The sequence below is a fragment of the Janthinobacterium sp. SUN118 genome (assembly GCF_030397695.1).
Lineage (GTDB): Bacteria > Pseudomonadota > Gammaproteobacteria > Burkholderiales > Burkholderiaceae_D > Janthinobacterium.
In genome coordinates, this window is sequence record NZ_JAPUBV010000001.1 from 1,420,243 (window position 1) to 1,444,937 (window position 24,695).

Consider the following 24,695-nt stretch of genomic DNA (forward strand, 5'->3'; position numbering starts at 1 on the left):
ATGCTTGTCTCCCTACTCAAAAAAACAGGCTTGAAGTTGTCCCTGAACGATCCCCGCTGGGGCAATCGCAAGGACGACGGCAAGAAAGCCCAAGAAGGCAAAAAGCCCGGCGAAGGTCCGCCGGACCTCGACCAGTTGTGGCGCGATTTCAATCAGCGCCTGAACGCCTTTTTCGGACAGAAGAACCGTCCCGATAACGGCGGCAACGGCGGCAACAACAACGGTGGCGGTCCGCGTCCCGACATGAAGGGCGCCGGCATCACCGCCGGCGTCGTTGGCGTGATCGCGGTGCTGATCTGGCTTGCCAGTGGCGCCTTCATCGTGCAAGAGGGCCAGAGCGGCGTCGTGCTGACGTTCGGTAAATACACGCGCACCACGCCGGCCGGTTTCAACTGGCGCTGGCCGTACCCGTTCCAGACGGATGAAACCGTCAACGTGTCGCAGGTGCGCACGGTGGAAGTGGGCTATCGCCAGTCGCTGCGCAACAAGCAGGCCAGCGAGTCGCTGATGCTGACGGACGATGAAAACATCATCGACATCCAGTTCGCGGTGCAATACACCCTGAAGGACCCCGTGGAGTGGCTGTTCAGCGTGCGCGACCAGGAAGACACCTTGCGCCAGGTCGCCGAAACGGCGATCCGCGAAGTGGTCGGCCGCAGCAAGATGGACTTCGTGCTGTATGAGGGGCGCGAAAAAGTCGCTTACGAAACGCAGCAGCTGATGCAGCAGATTCTCGACCGCTACAAGGTTGGCGTCTTCATCAATAACGTGACGATGCAGGCCGTGCAGCCGCCGGAGCAGGTGCAAGCCGCCTTCGACGATGCCGTCAAGGCAGGCCAGGACCGCGAACGCCAGAAGAATGAAGGCCAGGCTTACGCCAACGACGTCATTCCAAAAGCGCGCGGCGCCGCATTCCGCCTGATGCAGGAAGCCGAAGCGTACCGCTCCATGGTGACCGAGAACGCCGAGGGTAACGCGTCGCGCTTCAAGCAGGTGCTGGTCGAGTACCAGAAGGCGCCGGCCGTCACGCGCGACCGCATGTACCTGGAAACCATGCAGCAGGTGTTCAGCAGTGCCAGCAAGGTCATGGTCGACGCCAAGACCGGCAGCAACCTGCTGTACCTGCCGCTCGACAAGTTGATCGCCCAGACGGCAGCGACGGACGCAGCAGCCGCGGCAGCGCGCGCAGCAGCGGCCGCACCCGCAGCCAATACCGTAATGCCACAGGAAGCCATGCAGACAGTAGAAGTCAATTCGCGTCGCGATAGCCGCTCTTCGCGTGAACGGGAGAGCCGCTAATGAACCGTATCGTCGCCGCCCTGATCGCGGGCTTTATCGCGATCATGCTCTTGTCCTCGACCGTGTTCGTCGTCGATCAGCGTAAGTACGCGATCGTCTTCGCCCTGGGCGAGGTCAAGGAAGTGATCAGTACGCCAGGCTTGTATTTCAAGCTGCCGCCGCCGTTCCAGAACGTCATGTACCTGGACAAGCGCGTACTGACCATCGACACGCCGGAACCCGAGCGTTTCATCACGGCCGAGAAGAAAAACATCCTCGTCGACGCCTTCGTCAAATGGCGCATCGCCGATCCGAAGCTGTATTTCCGCAGCTTCGGCGGCGATGAAAGCCGCGCCCGCAACCGCATGTCGCAGATCGTCAAGGCTGCCCTGAACGATGAAATCACCAAGCGCACCGTGCGCGAAGTGATCTCGGGCCAGCGCGGCAAGGTGATGGAAGCGATCCTTGCCAAGGTCGCGGCCGAAGCCAAGTCGATCGGCGTGGGCATCGTTGACGTGCGCCTGAAACGCGTCGATTACGTCGAGCAGATCAACAACTCGGTGTACGACCGCATGAAGTCCGAGCGCGTGCGCGTTGCCAATGAGCTGCGTTCGACCGGTTCGGCCGATTCCGAGAAGATCCGCGCCGACGCCGACAAGCAGCGCACGGTGATCCTGGCCGAAGCGTACCGCGAAGCCGAGAAGATCCGCGGCGAAGGCGATGCCAAGGCGTCGCAGGTCTATGCGGAAGCGTTCGGCAAGAATCCGGAGTTCTACAAGTTCTACCGTAGCCTGGAAGCTTACCGCGCCACCTTCAAGGACAAGGGCGACGTGATGGTGGTCGATCCGAGTTCGGAGTTCTTCAAGTACTTCAAGGGCAACGGCACGGCCGCTCCAGCCAAGAAGTAAGGCAGCATCGAGACTGCGCCTGTCCGCAAGGACGGGTGGCGGTAGCAGCGGGGCCGGCATCGATGCCGGCCCCGTTTTTTTGTGCCCGCCACGCTGTTGCGGGAAGGCGTAAAATCGGGTGTTTTTAAGCCGCTGCGGCACTGTTTCGGAGAACTTATCCCTAAAGGCCCGTGTTTTCGCGTAAAATATCAGGTTCGGCCTCTTGCCTGGCGCGCCCGCCGCTGCCTCGCATGATGCATTTTTCAACTTTCTTCCGTATCTCGCTCCCTCATGCCGAATTGGCTTTTGCCCGAAAATATTGCCGATGTTCTGCCGTCGGAAGCGCGCAAGATCGAAGAGCTGCGCCGCCTCATGCTGGACAATTTCCGTCTGTACGGATATGAACTGGTGATGCCGCCGCTGCTCGAGTATCTGGAATCGCTGATGACCGGCGCCGGCAAGGATACCGACCTGCGCACGTTCAAACTGGTCGACCAGCTGTCGGGCCGCATGCTCGGCCTGCGCGCCGACATGACGACGCAGGTGGCGCGCATCGACGCGCACCTGCTGAACCGTGCCACCGTGACGCGCCTGTGCTATGCCGGCAGCGTGCTGCATACCCGTCCGTCGGGCCTGCACGCCACCCGCGAACCGCTGCAGATCGGCGCCGAGATCTATGGCCACGCCGGCCTGGAAGCCGATGCCGAAATCCAGGAACTGGCGCTCGCCTCGCTGGCACTGGCCGGTTTCGACAGCGTGCGCCTGGATTTGTCGCACGTTGGCCTGTTGCGCGCTATCATTGCGCAAGACGCCAATGCCGTGCGCGACGAGGCAGCGCTGTACAGCCTGCTGCGCGCCAAGGATGCGCCGGGCCTGCGCGAGCTGACGGCCGGTTATGACGCCGTCACGCGCGATGCGCTGCTGGCCTTGCCTGGCCTGTATGGCGATATCGATGTGCTGGCGCGCGCGCGCGAAGTGCTGCCGCCGCTGCCGGGCGTACTCAAGGCGCTGGCCGAACTGGCCGCGCTGGCGGGATCCGCGCTGGGCCGCGCCGAAGTGGCGATCGACCTGGCCGACCTGCGCGGCTACCAATATGAAAGTGGCGCGATGTTTGCGCTGTATGTACCTGGCTTGCCGAACGCGGTTGCGCGCGGCGGCCGTTATGACCACGTCGGCGAAGCGTTCGGCCGGGCACGTCCCGCGACCGGCTTCTCGCTCGATTTGCGCGAACTGGCGCGCCTGTTGCCGACCGCGGAACGGAAGCATTCGATCCGCGCGCCGTGGGGCAGCGCGCCAGAATTGAAGGAAAAGATCGCCGAGTTGCGCAAGGCGGGCGAGGTCGTGATCCAGAGTTTGCCGGGTCACAGTAATGAACAAGACGAGTTCGAGTGCGATCGCGTGCTGGTACTTGCCGATAATGGTAGTAGCTGGATTCTTAAAAACTTAGGTTGAGTGATGTCAAAGAAAATTATGGCAAAGAACGTTGTTGTCATCGGCACCCAATGGGGCGATGAAGGTAAAGGCAAGATCGTCGATTGGTTGACCGATCACGCCCAGGGTGTGGTGCGCTTCCAGGGCGGCCACAATGCAGGCCACACGCTGGTCATCGGCGGCGTAAAAACCGCGCTGCAGCTGATTCCGTCGGGCATCATGCGTCCAGGCGTCGCCTGCTACATCGGTAACGGCGTCGTCGTTTCCGTGCCGGACGTACTGCGCGAAATCGACAAGCTCGAAGCGGTCGGCGTTGAAGTTGCCTCGCGCCTGAAAGTGTCGGATGCCGCACCGGTCATCCTGCCTTACCACTCGGCACTCGACCTGGCCCGTGAAGCTGCGCGCGGCGCGGCCAAGATCGGCACCACCGGCAAGGGCATCGGCCCGGCCTACGAAGACAAGGTGGCGCGCCGCGCCATCCGCGTTGCCGATCTGCTCAACGAAACCCGTTTTGCTGAAAAACTGGCGGAAAACCTCGATTACCACAACTTCGTGCTGGAGCACTACCTGAAGGCTCCGCGCATCGATTACCAGAAGACCCTCGACGACGCGCTGGCTTACGTGCCGCGTCTGCGTCCGATGGTCACCGACGTCTCGAGCGCGCTGTACAAGGCGCACAAGGCCGGCGCCAACCTGCTGTTCGAAGGCGCGCAAGGTTCGCTGCTCGACGTCGACCACGGCACCTATCCATTCGTCACCTCGTCGAACTGCGTGGCTGGCAATGCCGCCGCCGGTTCGGGCGTCGGCCCTGGCATGCTGCATTACATCCTGGGCATCACCAAGGCATACACGACGCGCGTCGGCTCCGGCCCATTCCCGTCGGAACTGCCAACGGATGCAGGCGTCGGTCATCACCTGGCGCAAGTCGGCCATGAATTCGGCACCGTGACGGGCCGTGCCCGCCGCTGCGGCTGGTTCGACGCCGCCCTGCTGCGCCGCTCGGTACAGATCAACGGCGTGACAGGCATGTGCCTGACCAAGCTGGACGTGCTGGACGGTATCGAAACGCTGAAACTGTGCACCGGCTACACCATCGACGGCGTGGCCACGGACATCTTCCCATCGGGCGCGGAAGAAGCCGCCCGTTGCGTGCCGGTATACGAAGAGATGCCGGGCTGGACGGAAAGCACCGTCGGCGGGAAATCGCTGGCGGCCTTGCCGGCCACGGCGCGTGCCTACATCAAGCGCATCGAAGAACTGGTCGGTGTGCCGGTGGACATGGTTTCGACCGGTCCGGATCGTGAAGAAACGATCGTGCTGCGCCATCCATTCGAATAAGCTGCTGGACACAATCCGCCGCAAGGCGGATTTTTTTAATCACGCTAATAATAAGATTTCACTATCATGACTACCCCACAATCGAACGATCAACATCTCTGGGTCAACTGGGAAGAGTACCACCGCCTGATCGAGCGCCTGGCGCTCAAGGTCTACGAATCGGGCTGGAAATTCGACCAGGTATTGTGCCTGGCGCGCGGCGGTGTGCGTCCCGGCGACGTGTTCTCGCGCATTTTCGATTTGCCGCTGGCCATCCTGTCGACCAGCTCCTACCGCGAAGACGCGGGCACGGTGCGCGGCGACCTCGATATCGCCAAGTACATGACCATGACCAAGGGCCCGCTGGCCGGCCGCATCCTGCTGGTCGACGACCTGGCCGATTCCGGCGTCACGCTGGACAAGGTCACGCGTCACCTGAAGGAAAACTTCCCTGACGTGACCGAAGTCAAATCGGCCGTGATCTGGCTGAAGGGCTGCTCCGTCGTGCGTCCCGACTACTTCCTCGACGAACTGCCGCACAATCCATGGATCCACCAGCCGTTCGAAGACTACGACGGCCTGCGCCCGCACCAGCTGGCGGCGTGGATCAAGAAGGGCGAAGCAGGCAAGTAATCGCGTGCGCTCTTGCAAAAAAAAGACGATCGTGTATCGTCTTTTTTTTCGTCCAAGGAAATGCGATGACCATACTGACGACGGCGCGCCTGCGCCTGGAACCGATCACGGCGGATCACTACGAGCGCATGCGCACGCTCAACACGGATCCCGAGGTGATGACCTACCTGAACGCGGGCCAGCCCGAAGCGGAAGCGGACACGCGCGCGGCCGTCACCCGCATCACGGGCCGCTGGGCCGAGTGGGGCTATTCGTGGTGGGCGCTGATCCGCCTCGACGATGGCGAGATGGTGGGCATGGCCTGCCTGCAGCACCTCGACGGCGACAAGGACAAACCGCATGAAATCGGCTGGCGCCTGGCCCGCACCGGTTGGGGCCAGGGCTATGCCAGCGAGGCGGCCGCCGCCATCGTCGCGCATGCGTTCGAGGTCGTCGGCGCGCCCGCAGTGGTGGCCGTGGCCCATCCCGACAACGCCGCCTCGATCAAGGTCATGACGCGCCTGGGCATGCGCTACACCGGCATGGCGCGCCACTACGACCTCGATTGCGTCGTCTACCGGCTGGCGCGCGCATGACGGCAAGCGCGAAGGCCTTGAAACTGGGCTGCAGCTACAGTGTGCGGTTTTCACCGGACGGCACGCGCCTGGCCGTACTGGGGCGTGATGTGATCCTGTGGGACGTGGCGGCGCGGAGCAAGCTGTGGCGCGGCAAATTCATCGCGCATATGTCGGACATGGCGTTTTCGCCCGACGGCAGCCAGCTGGCCATCAAGAGCACGACGGGCCAGATGGCCGTGGTGGAGGCGCAGTCGGGCCAGCTGACCTTCAACTTCCAGAATAAAAAGGATGGCGAGGGTTGCGCTCCCGCCTGGTCGCCGTGTGGCCGCTATCTGGTCGACGGCGGCTGGGATGGCCGCCTGCGGGTGCGCGACGCGCAAACGGGCCTGGCCATGTTCACGCAGGAGCACCCGGGCGAAATGCTGCGCGGCGTGTGCTTCATCGATGGCGGGCGGCGCCTGCTGGTGCTGCATGGCGTCAAGTCGGTGGCAGAGGGGCAAACGCAGCCGCCCGACTACTGCAGCGCATGGGATTGGCCCTTGCAAGAAGGCGGCGGGCGCGTGGTGCTGTCGCTGCCGAAGCTGGCATCGTGCGCGCCGTCGCCCGATGGCGAACGCCTGGCCGTGCTGCATTACGCTGACGGCGAAGAATATCTGTCCGTGCATGCGCTGGCCGATGGCCGTCCGCTGGCCAGCATGGCCGTGGAGGCGGGCGGCGGCACGGGCGACGCCTTGCGCTGGCTGCCCGACGGCGGCGCGGTGGGAAGGATCGGCAAGGGCAAGCTGCTGTTTTACGGCTGGCCGGGACTCGCCGTATGCCACGAGCTGACTGTTACGTATCCATGCGCGCTGGCCTTTTTGCCCGGCACGCCGTTGGCTGCCATCGGTTCCTGGGAAACGGGCATGCTGATGGATCTGAACTTACACAAGGAAACCCCATGATCACCTGCTACCTGCGCTACATCATCGACCCGTACAAACTGCAGGAATTCGAAGCTTACGGCAAGCTGTGGATACCGCTGGTCGAGCGTTTCGGCGGCCGTCACCATGGCTATTTCCTGCCGTCCGAAGGCGCCAGCAACGTGGCGCTGGCCATGTTTTCCTTCCCCAGCCTGGCCCTGTATGAGCAGTACCGCATCGATTCGATGCAGGATGCCGACTGCCAGGCGGCGTTCCGCTACGCCGAAGAGACGCGCTGCATCGTCAGCTATGAGCGCAGCTTCTTCCGTCCCGTGTTTTCCTGATTTGCCTCAATCGCGCTGCGGCGCACCCAGGGGGAAGAGGTGGCGGTACGGGCGCGCCTCTTCCACCGCGCGGGAGAACGATGGACGGGCCAGCAGGCGCGCGCGGTAGGCGCGCAGCAGGGGCAGCGTTGCGGGAATCGGCTGCGTCCAATCCGCATAGAACAGGGACGGAGCGGCGGCGCAGTCGGCCAGGCTGAAGTGTTCGCCGGCCGCCCACGTCTTGCCGGCCAGGCGGGATTCCAGCCAGGCATAGGCGAGGTCCAGTTTTTCTGCCGCATGCGCGCGGCCTTCGCTGGTCTTCACCGGGTCGCCAGTCAGGGCGGCGCCGACGGCATGCTGCACTTGTGTCATGACGTGCAGGTCGAAATAGCGGTCGAGAAAACGCGCGTCCAGCGCCTGCATCGGGTCGTCCGGCAGCAGGCGTTGCGGGCCGGGATGGGCCAGTTGCAGGTATTCGATGATGATGCTGGTCTCGGCGACGTTGCGCTCGCCGTCCACCAGCAGCGGAAACTTGCGCAGCGGCCAGCGCTCCAGCCATTGCTGCAGGTGCTGCGGCATGTCCGGCGCCAGGCAGCGGAAGGCAAACGGTGTGGCGTTCTCGTACAGGGCGATGAGCACCTTTTGCGTGTACGAGGAAAAAGGATGGCCGTAGAGGATGAGCGACACGGTGGAATCTCCTGTCATTTTGCTAGGTTGGCAACACGCGCGTGCTGCAACGATAGTGCAATGACCGGATCAATGCAAGCGATACGCTCCGTTCGCGCGCCCGCCGTTTCGCTCGCCTCCGTGGTTCGCCCGCCGCCTAGCCCAGGTTCGCCAGGTAACGCAGTCCCGTGATGCTGGGGAAGAAGCAATACACGCCGCCGCGCGTGATGACGCTGCGCGAGAAATGCCGCAGTTGCGTATTGCCGCGGCCCTTGGCGCCGACGCCGGGCAAGGTGAAGGAGCTGACGAGCGGGTCATTGATCCCCAAAAACACGTCCTGGCCGCTGATGTTGAACGTGGCATCGCCCGCCTCGGGGCCGGCCGGTCCGACGGCCGATTTGACGAAGGCATCGTCATCGTTCCATTGCTCCATCAGGAATTCGAACTGGTTGCGCAGGTTGGCATTGATGAAATAGCCGACCAGGCCCCGTTGTTCCGCGACGGGCGCGGCCGGGTCATACTCGCTGCCGTAGGGCATGGCGCGCCGCACGATGCGGTGGTGGCGGGCGGAGGTGCCCACGACGCCTTCGTCGCGCGGATTGTTGCGCCGGATATGCGCGCCGATCGGGCATTTCAGGCCCAGCGTGTCGTCCAGTTCCGGCTGTGCGGCGTCGACATAGTGAAAATGGTTCAGGCTGGCGTCCGGCAGCGCGGGACCGGCCTCGTCCGGCCTGAGCACGAGCGGGTTGCCGTTGCGCCAGCGCCCGCACATCTTGGCCGCCACCATCTCGGTGCTGAGCCCTGAGCTGGCCGCGGCCTGGCTCAGGATGCTGTCGAACAGGGGCACGTCCTGCTCCAGGATGCGGAAGGCGGCATAGCTGCCATTGGTGGACAGCTGCGGCGGCTGAACCTGGTAGGTGCCGCCGTTTTCATTCGGATAGCCGAGCAGGAATTCCCCCGTCTTGACGCTGTTGAGCGGGTCTGGCGCATATTCCAGCTCGTGCTTGCGCGGCGGCGCGCCATCGACGTCCGGCTGGGCGATGTTGTCGCGGTAGCCGAAATGCACGCGGTTGCCTGGCAGGGCGACGCCGTCGTGCGCATACAGTTCATGCCAGCCACCGGCAAAGGCGCGGCGTAGTGTGGCCGAGGTCTGCTGCAGCACTTCCGTCGATTCGCTGACCCATAGGCTCAGCAGCGCATGCACCTGGCCGGCCTCGGTGGCCGGCCCCAGGTTGCCGAGCCAGTGTTCGGGGGCGCTGTCGCCCACGTCGCCCACGGCGGCGATGCTGGCCGGATCGGCCGCACCGCGTTGAAATGCCTGGTCAAAGGTGGCCAGGTCGGCCGCGGCGACTCCCAGCGCCGCCAGGCCTGGCGCCGTAAAGCTGAGGTTCAGGAAGCACGGCGGCTTGGGATGGATATGGCGCGCGGTGGTAATGGATGGCAGTCCGTCGCTGCCGTCGAGCAGGGCCGCGATGGTGCGCCGTGCCTGCGCCGCATCCGCGATGCTGAAGATGAAATGGCGCGCCAGGTTGACGCGGTAGCCGCGCAGGATCGTGCCTTGCACGTCGTCGTAATCGATGGTGGGATCGGCCATGCTGTCTCTCCGGGGGGGGCTGGGGCTGGCAAGGTGGCGGGGCGCGCCTGCGCGGCCCCGCCGTGGCGTGCGGCTCAGGATCGGACCGAGGCGAGGATTTTCTGGACTGTTTGCGGATAGGCGCTGTACAGGCCGATATTGGGCGCGTGCTGCGCGGCGTCGTTGGCGGTGATGAAGGCTTCAAATGCGCTCACATGGTTGGCAACGGGAATCAGTGGCTTGCCGCCCTCGACAAACTGCAGCAGCGCGTCGAATACCTGGCCCAGCTGGGCCACAAAATCCTCGATGTAGCTGTTGAAGTTGCCGTCATACTCGGTGATCACGCCGATGACGAGCGTATCCGAAGGGCCGGCCGATTTCGCGTTGGGCAGCAGATTGGCCTGGGAGCGGTCAAGCAGGGTGAAGCGGGCAAAGTGCACGGTACCGATCTTGGTGAGGGCGGCATTGATCTGCTGTTGGTATTCCTGCAACGCGGCGGCGATGTGGATCGGATTGGTGCCGGGTAGTACCGGCATCATTAAGCACAGTGGATTTGCCATGGCAGGCTCCTCATTACGTGGTTGTCGGGAGGACCGACACTACGCCGCAGTGCCCACTGCGTCAAAAACTATATTTGCGCTTGTGTTGCTAAAAGCACACCATCGCAACATGATAGTTGCCGCGAAATGCGGTCTCATGTGGATAGTTGCCGAGGTCGGCCGGCGCCGGTGGACGCTCTGCTGTCAGGCTGCCCCGGCCTGTTTTGGACGGCGCAAGTAACACTGCCGGCGGCGCCAGATTCCGGAGCGATTATTTTCGCCGGACGGCCGCCCCCGCATGCCAGAGCGCGCTCCGCGACGCCGGAGAAACGCGCCGCACGCTCAGCGACGGGCGCGGTCTTTCAGGCCCTTGTTCGGGTAAACGGCCGCGGCCTCAATCCGCATGAAATTCGCTGGCCGAGACGAACAGGTCCCACGAAGCGATGAACAGGGCGGCCACCACGGGGCCGATGACGAAACCGTTCAGGCCGAACAGGGCCATGCCGCCCACGGTCGACAGCAGCACCACGTAGTCGGGCATCTTGGTGTCCTTGCCCACCAACACGGGCCGCAGCACGTTGTCGACCAGGCCGATGACGAAGACGCCGAAGGCGGCCAGGCCCGCGCCTTGCCAGATGGCGCCCGTGGCCAGGAAGTAGACCGCCACCGGGGCCCAGACGAGGGCGGCGCCGACGGCGGGCAGCAGCGACAGGAAAGCCATCAGCACGGCCCACAGCAGCGGGGCCGGCACGTCCAGGAACCAGAACGCCAGGCCGCCGAGGGCGCCCTGCGCAATCGCCACGAGGATGTTGCCTTTCACGGTGGCGCGGATCACGGTGGTGAAATTGGTGAACAGGCGCTGCTTGTACTTGCGGCTCAGCGGCACGGCGTCCTTGATGCGGGCCGACAGGGAAGAGCCGTCGCGCATGAGGAAAAACAGCAGATACAGCATGATGCACAGGCTGGTGAGAAATTCGAAGGTGTACAGGCCGACGTTGATGGCTTTGACGGCCACCACCTGGCTGACCTGTTTGGCGCCGTCAGCCAGCTTGTCTTGCAGGCTCGCCAGGCTGGACAGGTCGAAGCGATCGAGCAGATTGATCAGCCATTGCGGCAGCACGGCCATGATCTTGTTGAAGAACATGCCAACCGTGATTTCGCCCGAGCGTACCATCTCCACCACGCCTGCCGCCTGGTTCACCAGCGATACGGAAATGAGCGACAGCGGCAGGATGACGATGACGATGATCAGCAGCAGGGTCAGCACCGATGCCAGGCCGGCGCGGCCCCTGGTCTTTTTCAGCAGCCAGCGGTAGATGGGCGCGAACAGGATCGCCAGCACCACGCCCCAGAAGATGGCGCCCGCATACGGCGCCAGTATCCAGCCGAAGCCGATGGTGACGATGCTCAGCAGGAGCAAGAACACTTTCTGGTGCAGCGTGAGGGTAGGCATGGGCGGTAGCGGCATGGTAAGGGTTAAGTTGCCTCATCATAAGCGAGGCCAGGGGACGGGGGCTAGACAATTGTGGCGCTGCGTGCGCCATGTAACATGGGCGCGGCAATTCCAGTAAGCTGTCATTCCAGGCGTCCGAACCCCGGTGCCTTCACTTCAGGAATCCGCGTGGTCGATCACATGCACTTTTATGAACCGGCACAGGGCCATGGCTTGCCGCACGATCCCTTCAACGCCATCGTGGGGCCGCGGCCCATCGGCTGGATCGCCTCGCGCAGCGGCGACGGCGTGCTCAATCTGGCGCCGTACAGTTTTTTCAACGCCTTCAATTATCACCCGCCGCTGATCGGCTTTTCCAGCATCGGCCGCAAGGATAGCCTGCGCAATATCGAGCAAACGGGCGAATTCGTGTGGAACCTGGCGACGCGTCCGCTGGCCGGGGCCATGAATGCCAGCTGCGCGCCGGCGCCGCCCGAGGTGGATGAATTCGCGCTGGCCGGCCTGACGCCCGTCGCCTCGCGCATCGTCAAGGTGCCGCGCGTGGGCGAAAGCCCCGTGTCGTTCGAATGCCGGCGCACGCAGATCATCGAACTGCAAGGCGTCAATGGCGAGGGCGTGGGCAGCTGGCTGGTGCTGGGCGAAGTGGTGGGCGTGCATATCGCGCGCCACCTGCTGGTCGACGGCGTGTACGACACGGCCGCCGCGCAGACCATCCTGCGTGGCGGCGGGCCGGCCGACTATTTCGAGGTTGGCCCGGACAGCCTGTTCCGGATGCGCCGGCCGGCTTATCCCTGAGGCAGCGCGCTATTTCTGCATGATGGGATCGCGTCCCAGGGTGCGCGCCAGCGCGCCGCCGTCGCCGCGCCAGAATTCGCGGTCGGCCAGGCGTACCCGTTCGGCCGCATGCTGCATGTGTTCCATGGCGGCCTGGCGCGCCAGCTGCGGGTCGCCGGCGGCGATGGCTTGCACGATCTTTTCATGTTCGCGGCGCACTTCGATGGAAAAGTCCGTGCGCCGCGCCTCGTTCGCGCGCGTCACCTTGACGGCCGAGCGGATCGGGTCGGCGAACATGGCGACGAACTTCGGCCAGTAGGGGTTGCCCGTCGCCTCGGCGATGCTCAGGTGCAGGCGCACGTCCTCTTCCACGCCATCGACGCCGGCCGCCACCGCTTCCTCGATGCGCCGCAGCGCATGTTCGATGTCGGCCAGCTGGCCCGGCGTGCGCCGCACGGCCGCCAGCGCGGCGATTTCCGCTTCCAGGCCCTGGCGCACCTCGATCAGGTTCAGCAGCGATTGCACCGACTGCTCCGTCAGCGCATCGCCGCGTTCCCCGCTCCTGGCGCCATCCTGCGCGCAAATGAAGGTGCCGCTGCCCTTGCGCGTGACGAGGATACCGTCGGCCTGCAGCAGGGCGATGGCTTCGCGCAGCACCGTGCGGCTGACGCCGAAATGCTCGGCCATGGCTTGCTCCGACGGCAGGCGCGTGCCGCTGGCCAGGCCGTCGTGGTGGATTTGCTGGCGCAGCCGTGCCGCCACCCGCGCACCCAGGGTGCCGGTGGTGAAACTGCCCGCGGCGGGCTCCGGCGCGGGGAGGGTAAAGCGGAACGTGCGGTCCATCGGTGCATCCTCGTCTGGCGGGGTGGGGTGGGAATCTGGCTTGCCTGCTTGGCATTATATGGAATATACAGCTTGACACACATAAAACACACACATAATATACATCCATACAAATTTTAGACAAGTTGCCAGCCACCTCCGGTGGACCATAAAAACCCGGCACGGTCGATCCCTTCGTGATCAGGAGACAAGCATGGAAGTGTCACAAGCAATGCCGGGGCAGCCGGCTGGCGCCGCCGCAAGCCAGAAACTCATCGACGACGCCGTTTACCGCAAGGTGACCTGGCGCATCATCCCCTTCCTCATGCTGTGCTACATCGTCGCTTATCTCGACCGCGTGAACGTGGGCTTCGCCAAGCTGCAGATGCTGGCCGACCTGCAGTTTTCCGAAACCGTGTATGGCCTGGGCGCCGGCGTCTTCTTCCTCGGCTACTTCCTGTTCGAAGTGCCCAGCAACGTGATGCTGCACAAGATAGGCGCGCGCGTGTGGATCGCCCGCATCATGATCACGTGGGCCATCATCTCGGGCGCCTTCATGTTCGTCACCACGCCGACCATGTTCTACATCATGCGCTTCCTGCTCGGCATCGCCGAAGCGGGCTTCTTCCCCGGCATCATCCTGTACCTGACCTACTGGTATCCATCCGAGCGCCGCGCGCGCATGGTGTGCACCTTCATGGCCGCCATTCCCGTGGCAGGCCTGATCGGCGGCCCGCTGTCGGGCTGGATCATGGAAACCTTCGCCGGCTGGCACGGTTACGCGGGCTGGCAGTGGATGTTCGTGCTCGAAGCGATTCCCGCCGCGCTGATGGGCGTGGCCGTGCTGCTGTACCTCGATAACAGCATCCGCGCCGCGAAGTGGCTGACGGAAGAGGAAAAAGTCATCCTTGAACAGCGCATCGCCACGGAAGCGAAGGGCAAGGTCTCGCATCCGTCGATCCGCGCCATGTTTGCCGATCCGCGCATCTGGGTCATGGCCCTGATTTATTTCTGCTGCGTGATGGGCCAGTATTCGCTGACCTTCTGGCTGCCCAGCCTGATCAAGGCGGCAGGCGTGACGGGCGTGCTCAATATCGGCCTGTTCACGGCGATTCCGTATTCGTTCGCCGTGGCCGCGATGATACTGCTGGGACGCAGCTCGGACAAATACCGCGAACGGCGCTGGCACATGGCCATCCCGCTGGTGATCGGCGCCGGCGCCATCGTCTGCAGCGCGCTGGCCGGCGCCCACAACACGGGCTGGGCCATCTTCTTCCTGACGATTGCCGCCGGCGGCATCCTGGCCGCCTCGCCCATGTTCTGGAGTCTGCCGACGGCCTTCCTCGGCGGCGTCTCGGCCGCCGCCGGCATCGCCGCCATCAATTCGGTGGGCAACCTGGCCGGCTTCGCGGCGCCGTACATGATCGGTTCCATCAAGGACCTGACGCAATCGACCGACATCGCCATCTACCTGCTGGCGGGCATCCTGGTGATCGGCGCGGCCATCATCATGCGGGTGCCGGCCAAGCTGGTGAACAAATAAGACTGGAGCAGCAGATGAACGTAGCAATCGAAAAAGTGGGCGTGATCGGCCTGGGCGCCATGGGCATGGGCATCGCGCAATCCTTGCTGCGCGCCGGCTTTGAAGTGCATGCCTGCGACGTGCGTCCTGAGACCGTGCAAAAGCTGGTTGACGGCGGCGCCCATGCGGCGCCATCTCCGGTCGCGCTGGCGGCGCAGGTGCAGGCCCTGCTGATCGTCGTCGTCAATGCGCAGCAGACGGAGTCCGTGCTGTTTGGCGAACGCGGCGCGGCGGCCAGCCTGGCGCCGGGCAGCGTGGTGATCGCCTGCGCCACCGTGGCGCCCGAATTTGCCGAAGCGCTCGGCGCGCGCCTGGCGGCCATGGGACTGCGCTTCATCGATGCGCCCATTTCCGGCGGCGCGGCCAAGGCGGCCGCCGGCGAGATGTCGGTGATGGCGGCCGGCGCGCCCGACGCCTTTGACGCCTGCGCGGGAATCTTCGACGCCATCAGCGGCAAGCTGTACCGCCTGGGCGAACAGCCGGGACAAGGGTCGAAAGTCAAGATGATCAACCAGCTGCTGGCCGGCGTGCATATCGCCGCCGCCGCCGAGGCGATGGCGCTGGGCTTGCGCGCCGGCTGCGACCCCGATGCCCTGTACGAAGTCATTTCGAACAGCGCCGGCAGTTCCTGGATGTTCCAGAACCGCGTGCCGCATATCTTGAAGGGCGACTACACGCCGCTGTCGGCCGTGAATATTTTTGTGAAGGATCTGGGCATCGTGCTCGACTACGCGAAAAAGAGCGTGTTTCCGCTGCCGCTGTCCGCCACGGCGCACCAGATGTTCATGCAGGCGTCGGCGGCGGGTTTTGGCGGCGAGGACGATGCGGCCGTCATCAAGACTTTCCCGGGCATCGATTTGCCGGCGAAAGCGTAACTGAATCAGGAAGGAACAATCATGACCGTATTACTGGGATGTATCGCCGACGATTTCACGGGGGGCACCGACCTGGCCGGCATGCTGGTCAAGGCCGGCATGCGCACGGTGCAGCTGATCGGCGTGCCGCAAGGCCCGCCGCCGTCCGACGTCGATGCCGTCGTCATCGCGCTCAAGTCGCGCACGAATGCGCCCGCGGAGGCGGTGGCCGAATCGCTGGCCGCGCTGGCCTGGCTGCAACAGGCCGGATGCCGTCAGTTCTACTTCAAGTACTGCTCCACGTTCGACTCCACGCCGCGCGGCAATATCGGCCCCGTGGCCGAGGCGCTGATGCAGGCGCTCGATACCGACTTCACGATCGCCTGCCCGGCGTTCCCGGCCAACGGGCGCACCATCTACAAGGGCACTCTGTTCGTCGGCGACGTGCCGCTGGCCGAGTCAGGCATGCGCGACCATCCGCTGACGCCGATGACAGATTCGAACCTGGTGCGCGTGCTGCAGCAACAGGTGCAATCGAAAGTCGGCCTGGCGGAGTTTTCAGTGGTGGAGAAGGGCGCCGCCGCCATCGCCCAGCGCTTCACGGAACTGCGCGGGCAGGGCTGCCATTTTGCCGTCGTCGATGCCGTGTCGAACCGCGACCTCGAAGCCATCGGCGCCGCCTGCGCGGACTTGAAGCTGATCACGGGCGGCTCCGGCATCGCGCTGGGATTGCCGCAGAATTTCCGCCAGCGGGGACAGCTGGCGCCATCGCCTGCGGGCCAGGCGGGGCGCCTGCCGCCGCCCTCGGGTTTCCGCGCCGTGATCTCGGGCAGCTGCTCGGTGGCCACGCAGCAGCAGGTGGCGCACCTGCGCGAGCGCGCGCCCGCGTTCCACGTCGACCCGCTGCAACTGGCGGCCGGCGGCGAGGTGGTCGACGCCGTGGTGGAGCAGGCCCTGGAATGGGCCGGCGCGCACCTGGCGCAAGGCCCCGTCCTCGTGTATGCCACGGCCACGCCGGACGCCGTGCGCGCCGTGCAGGCGCAGCTGGGCGTGGAGCGGGCCGGCGCCCTCGTCGAGGAAACCCTGGCCGCCATCGCGCAAGGCCTCGTGCGCCTGGGCGTGGGGCAGCTGATCGTCGCCGGCGGCGAAACCTCGGGCGCGGTGGTGAAAGCCCTGGGCGTGGCGGGCCTGCGCATCGGACCCGAAATCGACCCCGGCGTGCCCTGGACGCAAGCCTTGCCGGCGCTGGGCGAGGATGGCGCGGCGCCATTGGCGCTGGCGCTCAAGTCCGGCAATTTCGGCAGCGTGGATTTCTTTGGCAAGGCCTGGCAGGTGCTGGCATGAGTACCGCCACCCCCGCCATCCACACTACGCCCGAAGAGATGCGTCAGCGCGAGCAGATCGTCGACTTCGGCAAGTCGCTGTTCGAGCGGGGTCTGACGGCGGGCAGCAGCGGCAACCTCAGCGTGCGCCTGTCCGACGGCTGGCTGCTGACGCCGACGAACGCCAGCCTGGGCCGGCTCGATCCCGCGCAGCTGTCCAAGCTCGATTGGGACGGCAAGCTGCTCAGCGGCGCGCCGCCTTCCAAGGAAGCATTCCTGCACCGCGCCATGTACGAGGAGCGCGGCAGCGCCGGCGCCATCGTGCATTTGCACTCGACGCATTCGGCGGCCGTGTCCTGCATGTGCGGCTTGAACCATGACGACTGCATCCCGCCGCTGACGCCGTATTTCGTCATGAAGGTGGGGCGCTTGCCGCTCGTGCCTTACCACCGTCCGGGCGACCCGGCGCTGGCGGGCGCCATCGGCGCCATGGCGCGCAAGCATTCGGCCGTGCTGCTGGCCAACCACGGCCCCGTCGTCTCGGGCACGAACCTGGAAGCGGCCGTGTATGCGGCCGAGGAGCTGGAAGAGACGGCCAAGCTGTTCCTGCTGCTGCGCGACGTGCCCACGCGGCCGCTCGACGCGACGCAGATCGCCGACCTGAAGCACACATTCAAACTCGACATATAAGAAATCCAGGAGATACGCATGCCCCGCTTTGCCGCCAATCTGACCATGATGTTCAACGAAGTGCCTTTCCCGCAGCGCTTTGCCGCCGCCGCGCAAGCCGGTTTCCAGGGCGTCGAATTTCTGTTCCCCTACGATTACGCGCCGCAGGAAGTGGCCGGCTGGCTGCGCGCGCACGGCTTGCAGAATGTGCTGTTCAACCTGCCGCCGGGCGACTGGGCAGCCGGCGAGCGGGGCATCGCCTCGCTGCCGGGCCGCGAAGCAGAATTCCGCGCCGGCGTGGCGCGCGCCATCGACTATGCGCTGGCGCTGGGCACGCCGCGCGTGCACATGATGGCGGGCCTGCTGCCGGTCGGCGCCGACGTCGCGCTGCACCGCGCCACCTACCTAGCGAACCTCGCGTATGCGGCCAAGGCCGTGGGCGAGCATGGCATCGAACTGTTGATCGAGCCGATCAACGGGCGCGACATGCCCGGCTATTTCCTCGTCACGCAGGCGCAGGGCCACGCGCTGCGCCTGGAGTCGGGCCAGTCCAACGTCAAGGTGCAGATGGACTTTTACCATACGCAGATCGTCGAGGGCGATATCGCCATGACGTTCAAGAACAATGCCAGCGGCATCGGCCACGTGCAGATCGCCAGCGTCCCGGCGCGCAACGAACCGGACGATGGCGAAGTCAATTACCCGTATTTATTCAGGCTGCTGGATGACCTCGGCTATGAGGGCTGGATCGGCTGCGAATACCGTCCGCGCGGGCGCACCGAGGATGGCCTGGGCTGGCTCGCGCCCTACTTGAATCATTCGAACAAATAAGGAGATATCACATGAAAGTACTGATCACCGGCGGCGCCGGTTTCCTCGGCCAGCGCCTGGCGCGCCAGTTGCTGGCGCAGGGCCAGCTGACGGACAGCCAGGGCCGGTTGCAAACGATCCGCGAACTGGTGCTGGTCGACGTGGTGGCCGCGCATGACTTCGACGATGCGCGCGTGAGCGTCGTCACGGGCGATATCGCCGACGGCGCCCTGATGCGCGCCACCGTCGATGCGCAGACGGCGTCCATCTTCCACCTGGCCGCCATCGTCAGCGGCCAGGCGGAAGCCGATTTCGAGCTGGGCATGCGCATCAACCTCGATGCCTCGCGCCTGCTGCTCGATATCTGCCGCGAACTGGGACACAAGCCGAAAGTCGTGTTTACCAGCTCGGTCGCCGTGTATGGTGGCCAGCTGCCCGACGTGGTGCAGGATACGACGGCCTTGAATCCCCAGTCGTCGTATGGCGCGCAAAAGGCCATCGGCGAATTGCTGCTCAACGATTACAGCCGCCGCGGCTTTGTCGATGGCCGCGTGCTGCGCCTGCCCACCATCAGCGTGCGTCCCGGCAAACCGAACAAGGCGGCGTCCTCGTTCGCCAGCGGCATCATCCGCGAACCGTTGAATGGCGAAGCGGCCGTCTGCCCGGTGGCCACCGACTTGCGCCTGTGGCTGTTGTCGCCGCGCGGCGCGATCGCCTCCTTGATCGCCGGCCACGAACTGGCAGGCGAGGCGTTCGGCGCCAGCCGCACGGTGAACCTGCCTGGCCTGTCCGTGAGCGTGGGCGAGATGATCGCCGCACTCGAGGACGTGGCCGGCAGCGAAGTGACGGCCCGCATCAGCTACGCGCCCGACCCTGCCGTCGAGCGCATCGTCAAGAGCTGGCCCGGCGCCTGGGATACCCGCCGCGCCGAAGCGCTGGGCCTGACGGCCGATGCGGATTTCGCGGCCATCATCCGCGCGTATATCGACGACGTCAAGGCGGCGGGCTAGGACTCCTTGCCGATGGCGTCCAGGCGCTCCTTCAGGCGCTGCGTCTGCTGCTCGCTGTTTGCCGTCTTGAGCAATTCGTTCAGCAGCGCCGTTTGCGCCACGCGCAAGGCATCCTTGGCCGCCGCCGTCACATCGGGCGCCACGCCCACGCCTTCCCAGTTGGTGTTGGTGATGGAGCTGATGGAGCGGCCGGTCGGTATGAAGGCGCCGAAATGGGCGTCCAGCCGCACGACGCGGCCCGGATGGGCGCCGCCGCCCGTGGTCTCGCCGACGATGGTGGCGCGCTTCAGGTTTTTCATCGCGTAGCTGAAGTCTTCCGCCGCCGAAAACGTCCGCTTGCTGGTCAGGATGTACAGCGGTTTTTGCTGTCCAAACTGCTTGCCGGCGACGAAGGTGGTGCTCCAGTTTTGCTGGGTGAGGTCGCCGATGCGGTAGTAATTGTCGTTCAGGCGGGTGCGCTCGTCGAGCACATAGCTGGCCAGCAGCGCCACCGTTTCCGGCGAGCCGCCGCCGTTGTCGCGCAGGTCGATGATCAGGCCGTCCAGGTTGGACATCATCGTCATCGCCGCCGCCAGCGTCTCGCCCGCGTATTGGGCCGGCGCGAACTCATTGAGTTTCAGGTAACCGACATTGCAGGGCAGGCGTTCGACGCGCTCGACGCCGTAATTGCGTCCGCGCATGGCGGCCGTTTGTTCCGCCATCACTTGCGTCGACGGCATGCCGCCGGCGGGCAGCACGGGGATGTCCTTTTCGCTGTAGCGGACACGCAGATGCAGGTCGCCCGTCTGCTGCCGTATCTGCGTGGTCAATGCCTCCGCCAATTGGCTTGCGCTGGCGATGGCGGCATAGCCGGCGCTGCGCTGGTAGTGGCGCAAGGCTTGCTCGACCTGCTTTGCCTTTTCCGGGAATACATAGCCGAGGTTCAGTTCCGCAATCAGCCGGTCGACGACTTGCTGGCGCTGCTCCTTGCCGATCCGGATGTCGGCTTGCGGGGGCTGTCCCTGGCCAAGGGCCGGCATCGCCTGCAGCATGGCTGCCGCCAAGGGGATTGCCAGGATGGCGCCGCGCAGACTGCGGATGATCGTTGTACCGTGCATGGTGACTCCTGAGAAGGTGAGTGCAGCAAAGTGGGGCGCGACTATCTGGTCTTGCGGCTTTCGATGCCGTCCTCGGCGCGCACGGCAGCATCGCGGATGCGCGCGCCGAACGGTTTGCTTTCCAGCGCCGCGACCGCCTGTTGCAGCACCTTTGACAAGGGATACGGCAAGTCGGCGTCGAGGCTGGCGGCGGCGCCTGCCGTGGCTTGCCAGCAGCGCTGGATCGCCGGCAGCATGGCGCGCCCCTGCTCCGTCAGCTGTATCAGTTTCTGTCGCCCATCCTGATCGCTGGCCGTCGCCGAAACGAGGCCCTCCTTGATCATCAGCGCCACCGTTTGCGTGGCGGCCGGCTGCGTGATGCCGGCGGCGGCGGCGATGGCGCCGATGCTGGCCGCGTCCTGCGCCATCAGCACGCGCATCACGGGCGTGTAGCGGGGACGGTAGCGCAGGCCCGCCTCGTCATAGGCGGCGCCGACGGCGCCGTCCAGCAATTCGATCAGGTGGCGTAATTGGGTGCCGAGAGAGGATTTCATGTGGTAACAATATCAGTGCTTATATAAGTAGTAAAGTAATTGTTCAAGGTGCGGCCCGGCTGTTTTTTTGGACATGGCTTGCGCCCGATGGGCCGCTAGGCGGACTGGGGCTGCTGCGAGCGGCGATAGTCGAGCGGCGTGCTGCCCATCAGCTGTGCAAATTTGCGGCTGAAATGGGCCTGGTCGAAGAAACCCAGTGCCTGGGCCAGGCTGGCCAGGTCGGGCGCATCGGGCTGCGCCAGGCGCCAGATTGCCTCCTGCAGGCGATAGCGCTGGATCACCCATTTCGGCGGCACGCCCACGTAATTGGCAAACAGGCGCTGCAGCTGCCGTTCGCCGATGGCCATGTTCGCGCAGAGCTGTGCGACGCTGGCCGGGCCATGGCGGGCTGCCGCTGCGGCGCTCAGGCGGCCGGCCAGCAGGGCGGCGTCATCGACCGGCGGCAGCCTTGCCAGCAGCAGCGCCTGTGCCTGCGCCACCATGGCCGTATCGTCGGCCTGCCGCAGCACCTGCGCTTCGGCTTCTTCCGCCGGCATGCCCAGCAGCGCATCGGCGGCGATGGTCGTGTCGGTGAACGACGACAAAGGCCGGGCGATGAAGGGGCGCAGGCCGCCCGGCGTGAAGCGCACGCCCAATACCTTGCCCGCACCGCTCAATGGCCGCTCGAAGGCGCCGCGCACCACGCCATGGATGGCCGTACGGCCCGCCTCGAACACCAGGTGGGCATTCGGGTAGGGCAGCACGCGCTGCGTTTCCGGCGCGCGGTCCCGCATGTCCCATTCCACGAGCCAGAAATAATCGACGAAGGGCGCCAGCGCGGCGGCCGGCGGATAGGTCGCCAGGCGTATGCGGCGCGCCGCCGCCTGCGGGTCGACGATGCCTTTCGGCGCCAGCCCCTGTCCTGCGAGCAGATTGCGCATGCTGTCGGCTTTATCCAATATTTGTCTCCTGCGCGGCGCTAAGCTGGTCTTCTCGCAATCATCGAAAGAGGATCATGAAATCGTACAGCTGGTCGGGCCTGATGCTGGCCGCATGTTGTCTATCGGTGGCGCCAGCCGGCGCCGCCTCGTCTACAGGGGGAGATCATCGCATGCACGCGCACGCAACGGGAAGTTTCAGCATCACCATGGCGCCCGCCGTGGCGCCGCAGCGCTCAGGGCGCACGACGCTGGGAAGGGTATTGCTCGACAAAGTGTATGCGGGCGACCTGGTCGCCACGGCCACGGGCGAGATGCTCAACGCCGTGACCGACACCAAAGGCGCGGCCGGCTATGTCGCCATGGAAGCCATCGCGGGCGTGCTGCAGGGCAGGGAGGGCAGCTTCGTGGCGCAGCATGCGGGCACCATGGCCGACGGCAAGCAGCAGCTGGCCATCGTGATCGTGCCGCATTCCGGCACGGGCCAATTGACAGGCATCAGCGGCACGCTGGCCATCCGTATCGAGAACGGCCAGCATTTCTACGACATCGACTATACGCTGCCGGAGTAGGCGCCAGGCAGGGTGCCGGACGGTGCCCTGCCCGCAATGGCGTGGGCGCGCTTATTTGCCCAGGATCGACGCCACGTTGTCGGTGCCGGGGGCGCCGAACAGCTGCTGCTTGAGGACGTGCAGCTGGTCGCGCACCTGCGCCGCCTTTTCGAACTCCAGGTTCTTGGCGTGGTCGACCATCAGTTTTTCCAGGCGCTTGATTTCCTTGCTGACCTGCTTTTCGCTCATGGCTTCGAACTTCGCCGCTTCCTGCGCCACCTGCAGGGTTTCGCGCGCTTCCTGCGGGCTGTAGACGCCGTCGATCATTTCGCGGATCGATTTCTTCACGCCGATCGGCACGATGTTGTTGGCCGTATTGAAGGCGATCTGCTTGGCGCGGCGGCGCTCCGTCTCGTCGATGGCGCGGCGCATGGAGTCCGTGATGCGGTCGCCGTACAGGATCGCCGTGCCGTTCAGGTTGCGCGCGGCGCGGCCGATGGTCTGGATCAGGCTGCGTTCGGAACGCAAGAAGCCTTCCTTGTCCGCGTCGAGGATGGCCACCAGCGACACTTCCGGCAAGTCCAGGCCTTCGCGCAGCAGGTTGATCCCCACCAGCACGTCGAACGTGCCCAGGCGCAGGTCACGCAGGATTTCCACGCGCTCCACCGTCTCGATATCGCTGTGCAGATAGCGCACCTTGATGCCGTGGTCGCCCAGGTATTCCGTCAATTGCTCCGACATGCGCTTGGTGAGCGTGGTCACCAGCACGCGCTCGTCCTTCTTGATGCGCTCGACGATTTCCGACATCAGGTCGTCCACCTGCGTGCTGGCGGGGCGCACGATGATTTGCGGGTCGACCAGGCCGGTCGGGCGCACCACCTGCTCGACCACCTGGTCGGAGTGGTTCTTTTCGTATTCGGCCGGCGTGGCCGAGACGAATACCGTCTGGCGCATCTTCTGTTCGAATTCCTCGAATTTCAAGGGCCGGTTGTCGAGCGCCGACGGCAGGCGGAAGCCGTAGTCGACCAGGTTGGTCTTGCGCGAGCGGTCGCCGTTGTACATGGCGCTCAGCTGGCCCGTCAGCACGTGCGATTCGTCGAGGAACATCAGGGCGTCGGGCGGCAGGTAGTCGACCAGGGTGGGCGGCGGTTCGCCCGGCAGCGCGCCGGACAGGTGGCGCGAGTAGTTCTCGATGCCCTTGGTGAAACCGATTTCCGCCATCATTTCCAGGTCGAAGCGCGTGCGCTGTTCCAGCCGCTGCTCCTCGATCAGTTTATTTTCCTTGCGGAAGAATTCCAGGCGTTCGCGCAGCTCGTCCTTGATGGTCTCGACGGCGCGCAGCACGGTGGAGCGGGGCGTCACGTAGTGCGAGCCAGGATACACGGTGAAGCGCGGGATTTTCTGCCGCACGCGGCCCGTCAGCGGGTCGAACAGCTGGATCGATTCGATCTCGTCGTCAAACATTTCCAGGCGCACGGCCAGCTCCGCATGCTCGGCGGGGAAGATGTCGATGGTGTCGCCGCGCACGCGAAAGGTGCCGCGGCCGAAATCGACCTCGTTGCGCGTGTACTGCATCTGGATCAGGCGCGCGATGACGTCGCGCTGGGCGACCTTGTCCTTCACGCGCAGGGTCAGGATCATCTGGTGGTATTCGTTCGGGTTACCGATACCGTAGATGGCCGAGACGGTGGCGACGATGATGACGTCGCGCCGTTCCATCAGCGACTTCGTGCACGACAGACGCATCTGCTCGATATGCTCGTTGATCGACGAGTCCTTCTCGATGAACAGGTCGCGCTGCGGCACGTAGGCTTCCGGCTGGTAGTAATCGTAGTAGCTGACGAAGTATTCGACGGCGTTCTGCGGGAAAAAGTCGCGGAACTCGCTGTACAGCTGCGCCGCCAGGGTCTTGTTCGGCGCGAAGACGATGGCCGGCCGGCCCATGCGCGCGATGACGTTGGCCATGGTGTAGGTCTTGCCCGAACCGGTCACGCCCAGCAGGGTCTGGAAGGCTAGGCCATCGGCGATGCCCTCGGAAAGCTGGGCGATCGCCGCTGGCTGGTCACCGGCCGGAGGGAAGGGCTGGTGCAGCTTGAAGGGGGAGTCCGGGAAAGAGATAATTGCGCTTTCCGCCTCGCTGGCGGTAGATAATTCGGGCATGTGAATCAGACCTTTGTTAGAATAGTGCTCTGCTGGCG

Annotated in this window: 25 protein-coding genes; 16 read left to right on the top strand and 9 right to left on the bottom strand. The window is 64.9% G+C overall.

Features of this window, described 5'->3' with window-relative positions; all coding sequences use genetic code 11:
- The 8 genes from hflK (at window position 1) to O0880_RS06445 (ending at window position 7,346) form a co-directional block, all read left to right on the top strand.
- On the top strand, window positions 1-1,299 hold the full coding sequence (hflK, locus tag O0880_RS06410; protein ID WP_071322703.1) for an FtsH protease activity modulator HflK: 1,299 nt from the start codon (window positions 1-3) through the stop codon (window positions 1,297-1,299).
- Window positions 1,299-2,186, top strand: coding sequence for a protease modulator HflC (gene hflC / locus O0880_RS06415; protein WP_071322704.1), 888 nt, complete (start codon window positions 1,299-1,301; stop codon window positions 2,184-2,186). Before hflK ends, hflC begins: the two co-directional genes overlap by 1 nt.
- Window positions 2,187-2,456: 270 nt before the next feature.
- Window positions 2,457-3,617: an ATP phosphoribosyltransferase regulatory subunit gene (locus tag O0880_RS06420; RefSeq protein ID WP_071322705.1), complete on the top strand. Its 1,161-nt coding sequence runs from the start codon at window positions 2,457-2,459 to the stop codon at window positions 3,615-3,617.
- A 3-nt stretch (window positions 3,618-3,620) separates the two neighbouring features.
- Window positions 3,621-4,934, top strand: coding sequence for an adenylosuccinate synthase (locus O0880_RS06425; RefSeq protein WP_289885651.1), 1,314 nt, complete (start codon window positions 3,621-3,623; stop codon window positions 4,932-4,934).
- A gap of 66 nt (window positions 4,935-5,000) precedes the next feature.
- Window positions 5,001-5,546 (top strand): phosphoribosyltransferase family protein, encoded by a 546-nt coding sequence (locus tag O0880_RS06430; RefSeq protein ID WP_034752020.1) that lies wholly within the window; start codon window positions 5,001-5,003, stop codon window positions 5,544-5,546.
- Window positions 5,547-5,611: 65 nt separating this feature from the next.
- Window positions 5,612-6,121 (top strand): GNAT family N-acetyltransferase, encoded by a 510-nt coding sequence (locus O0880_RS06435; RefSeq protein ID WP_289885653.1) that lies wholly within the window; start codon window positions 5,612-5,614, stop codon window positions 6,119-6,121.
- Window positions 6,118-7,044 (top strand): hypothetical protein, encoded by a 927-nt coding sequence (locus tag O0880_RS06440; RefSeq protein ID WP_289885654.1) that lies wholly within the window; start codon window positions 6,118-6,120, stop codon window positions 7,042-7,044. The genes O0880_RS06435 and O0880_RS06440 overlap by 4 nt, the downstream gene beginning before the upstream one ends.
- Window positions 7,041-7,346 (top strand): NIPSNAP family protein, encoded by a 306-nt coding sequence (locus O0880_RS06445; RefSeq protein ID WP_289885655.1) that lies wholly within the window; start codon window positions 7,041-7,043, stop codon window positions 7,344-7,346. The genes O0880_RS06440 and O0880_RS06445 overlap by 4 nt, the downstream gene beginning before the upstream one ends.
- Before the next feature lie 6 nt (window positions 7,347-7,352).
- On the opposite strand, the gene O0880_RS06450 is transcribed toward O0880_RS06445, so the two are convergent.
- The 4 genes from O0880_RS06450 to O0880_RS06465 form a co-directional block, all read right to left on the bottom strand.
- A complete protein-coding gene (locus tag O0880_RS06450; protein ID WP_289885657.1) occupies window positions 7,353-8,012 on the bottom strand; it encodes a glutathione S-transferase family protein in 660 nt (219 codons plus the stop codon).
- A 136-nt stretch (window positions 8,013-8,148) separates the two neighbouring features.
- Window positions 8,149-9,585 (bottom strand): hypothetical protein, encoded by a 1,437-nt coding sequence (locus O0880_RS06455; protein ID WP_289885659.1) that lies wholly within the window; start codon window positions 9,583-9,585, stop codon window positions 8,149-8,151.
- Window positions 9,586-9,659: 74 nt separating this feature from the next.
- Complete coding sequence (locus O0880_RS06460) at window positions 9,660-10,124, bottom strand: hypothetical protein (RefSeq protein ID WP_289885660.1); 465 nt, start codon at window positions 10,122-10,124, stop codon at window positions 9,660-9,662.
- Window positions 10,125-10,497: 373 nt separating this feature from the next.
- Window positions 10,498-11,556 carry an AI-2E family transporter gene (locus O0880_RS06465; RefSeq protein ID WP_289885662.1) on the bottom strand — a complete coding sequence of 353 codons (1,059 nt, stop codon included), beginning with the start codon at window positions 11,554-11,556 and terminating at the stop codon, window positions 10,498-10,500.
- A gap of 180 nt (window positions 11,557-11,736) precedes the next feature.
- Between O0880_RS06465 and O0880_RS06470 the strand changes: the two genes are divergently transcribed.
- Window positions 11,737-12,351, top strand: coding sequence for a flavin reductase family protein (locus O0880_RS06470; protein ID WP_198043955.1), 615 nt, complete (start codon window positions 11,737-11,739; stop codon window positions 12,349-12,351).
- A 9-nt stretch (window positions 12,352-12,360) separates the two neighbouring features.
- Here O0880_RS06470 and O0880_RS06475 read toward each other — a convergent pair whose 3' ends face one another.
- Window positions 12,361-13,173, bottom strand: a complete 813-nt coding sequence (locus tag O0880_RS06475) for a FadR/GntR family transcriptional regulator (protein ID WP_071322715.1) — start codon at window positions 13,171-13,173, stop codon at window positions 12,361-12,363.
- Between the two features lie 211 nt (window positions 13,174-13,384).
- Here O0880_RS06475 and O0880_RS06480 point away from each other — a divergent pair, with 211 nt between their 5' ends.
- Genes O0880_RS06480 through denD form a run of 6 tightly spaced genes read left to right on the top strand, consistent with a single transcriptional unit; the run spans window position 13,385 to window position 19,399 of the window.
- Entirely contained in the window at window positions 13,385-14,695 is a 1,311-nt protein-coding gene (locus O0880_RS06480) for an MFS transporter (protein WP_289887304.1), read from the top strand.
- A gap of 14 nt (window positions 14,696-14,709) precedes the next feature.
- Entirely contained in the window at window positions 14,710-15,609 is a 900-nt protein-coding gene (gene ltnD, locus O0880_RS06485) for an L-threonate dehydrogenase (protein ID WP_289885663.1), read from the top strand.
- A 21-nt stretch (window positions 15,610-15,630) separates the two neighbouring features.
- Window positions 15,631-16,932 (top strand): 3-oxo-tetronate kinase, encoded by a 1,302-nt coding sequence (gene otnK, locus O0880_RS06490; RefSeq protein WP_289885664.1) that lies wholly within the window; start codon window positions 15,631-15,633, stop codon window positions 16,930-16,932.
- A complete protein-coding gene (gene otnC, locus O0880_RS06495) occupies window positions 16,929-17,600 on the top strand; it encodes a 3-oxo-tetronate 4-phosphate decarboxylase (RefSeq protein ID WP_289885665.1) in 672 nt (223 codons plus the stop codon). The genes otnK and otnC overlap by 4 nt, the downstream gene beginning before the upstream one ends.
- Window positions 17,601-17,618: 18 nt before the next feature.
- Entirely contained in the window at window positions 17,619-18,410 is a 792-nt protein-coding gene (otnI, locus tag O0880_RS06500) for a 2-oxo-tetronate isomerase (protein WP_289885666.1), read from the top strand.
- An 11-nt stretch (window positions 18,411-18,421) separates the two neighbouring features.
- The gene (gene denD / locus O0880_RS06505; RefSeq protein WP_289885667.1) at window positions 18,422-19,399 is read left to right on the top strand and encodes a D-erythronate dehydrogenase; all 978 of its coding nucleotides are present in this window, start codon (window positions 18,422-18,424) and stop codon (window positions 19,397-19,399) included.
- Here denD and O0880_RS06510 read toward each other — a convergent pair.
- The 3 genes from O0880_RS06510 to O0880_RS06520 form a co-directional block, all read right to left on the bottom strand.
- A complete protein-coding gene (locus O0880_RS06510) occupies window positions 19,396-20,496 on the bottom strand; it encodes a S41 family peptidase (protein ID WP_289885668.1) in 1,101 nt (366 codons plus the stop codon). The two genes, denD and O0880_RS06510, sit on opposite strands and share 4 nt — an antisense overlap.
- Window positions 20,497-20,537: 41 nt before the next feature.
- A complete protein-coding gene (locus O0880_RS06515; protein ID WP_289885669.1) occupies window positions 20,538-21,029 on the bottom strand; it encodes a MarR family transcriptional regulator in 492 nt (163 codons plus the stop codon).
- Window positions 21,030-21,124: 95 nt separating this feature from the next.
- Entirely contained in the window at window positions 21,125-21,949 is an 825-nt protein-coding gene (locus O0880_RS06520; RefSeq protein ID WP_289885670.1) for a helix-turn-helix domain-containing protein, read from the bottom strand.
- A 74-nt stretch (window positions 21,950-22,023) separates the two neighbouring features.
- Here O0880_RS06520 and O0880_RS06525 point away from each other — a divergent pair, with 74 nt between their 5' ends.
- The gene (locus O0880_RS06525; protein WP_289885671.1) at window positions 22,024-22,518 is read left to right on the top strand and encodes a DUF3224 domain-containing protein; all 495 of its coding nucleotides are present in this window, start codon (window positions 22,024-22,026) and stop codon (window positions 22,516-22,518) included.
- A 51-nt stretch (window positions 22,519-22,569) separates the two neighbouring features.
- Here O0880_RS06525 and uvrB read toward each other — a convergent pair whose 3' ends face one another.
- On the bottom strand, window positions 22,570-24,657 hold the full coding sequence (uvrB, locus tag O0880_RS06530; protein ID WP_071322724.1) for an excinuclease ABC subunit UvrB: 2,088 nt from the start codon (window positions 24,655-24,657) through the stop codon (window positions 22,570-22,572).
- Between the last annotated feature and the right edge of the window lie 38 nt (window positions 24,658-24,695).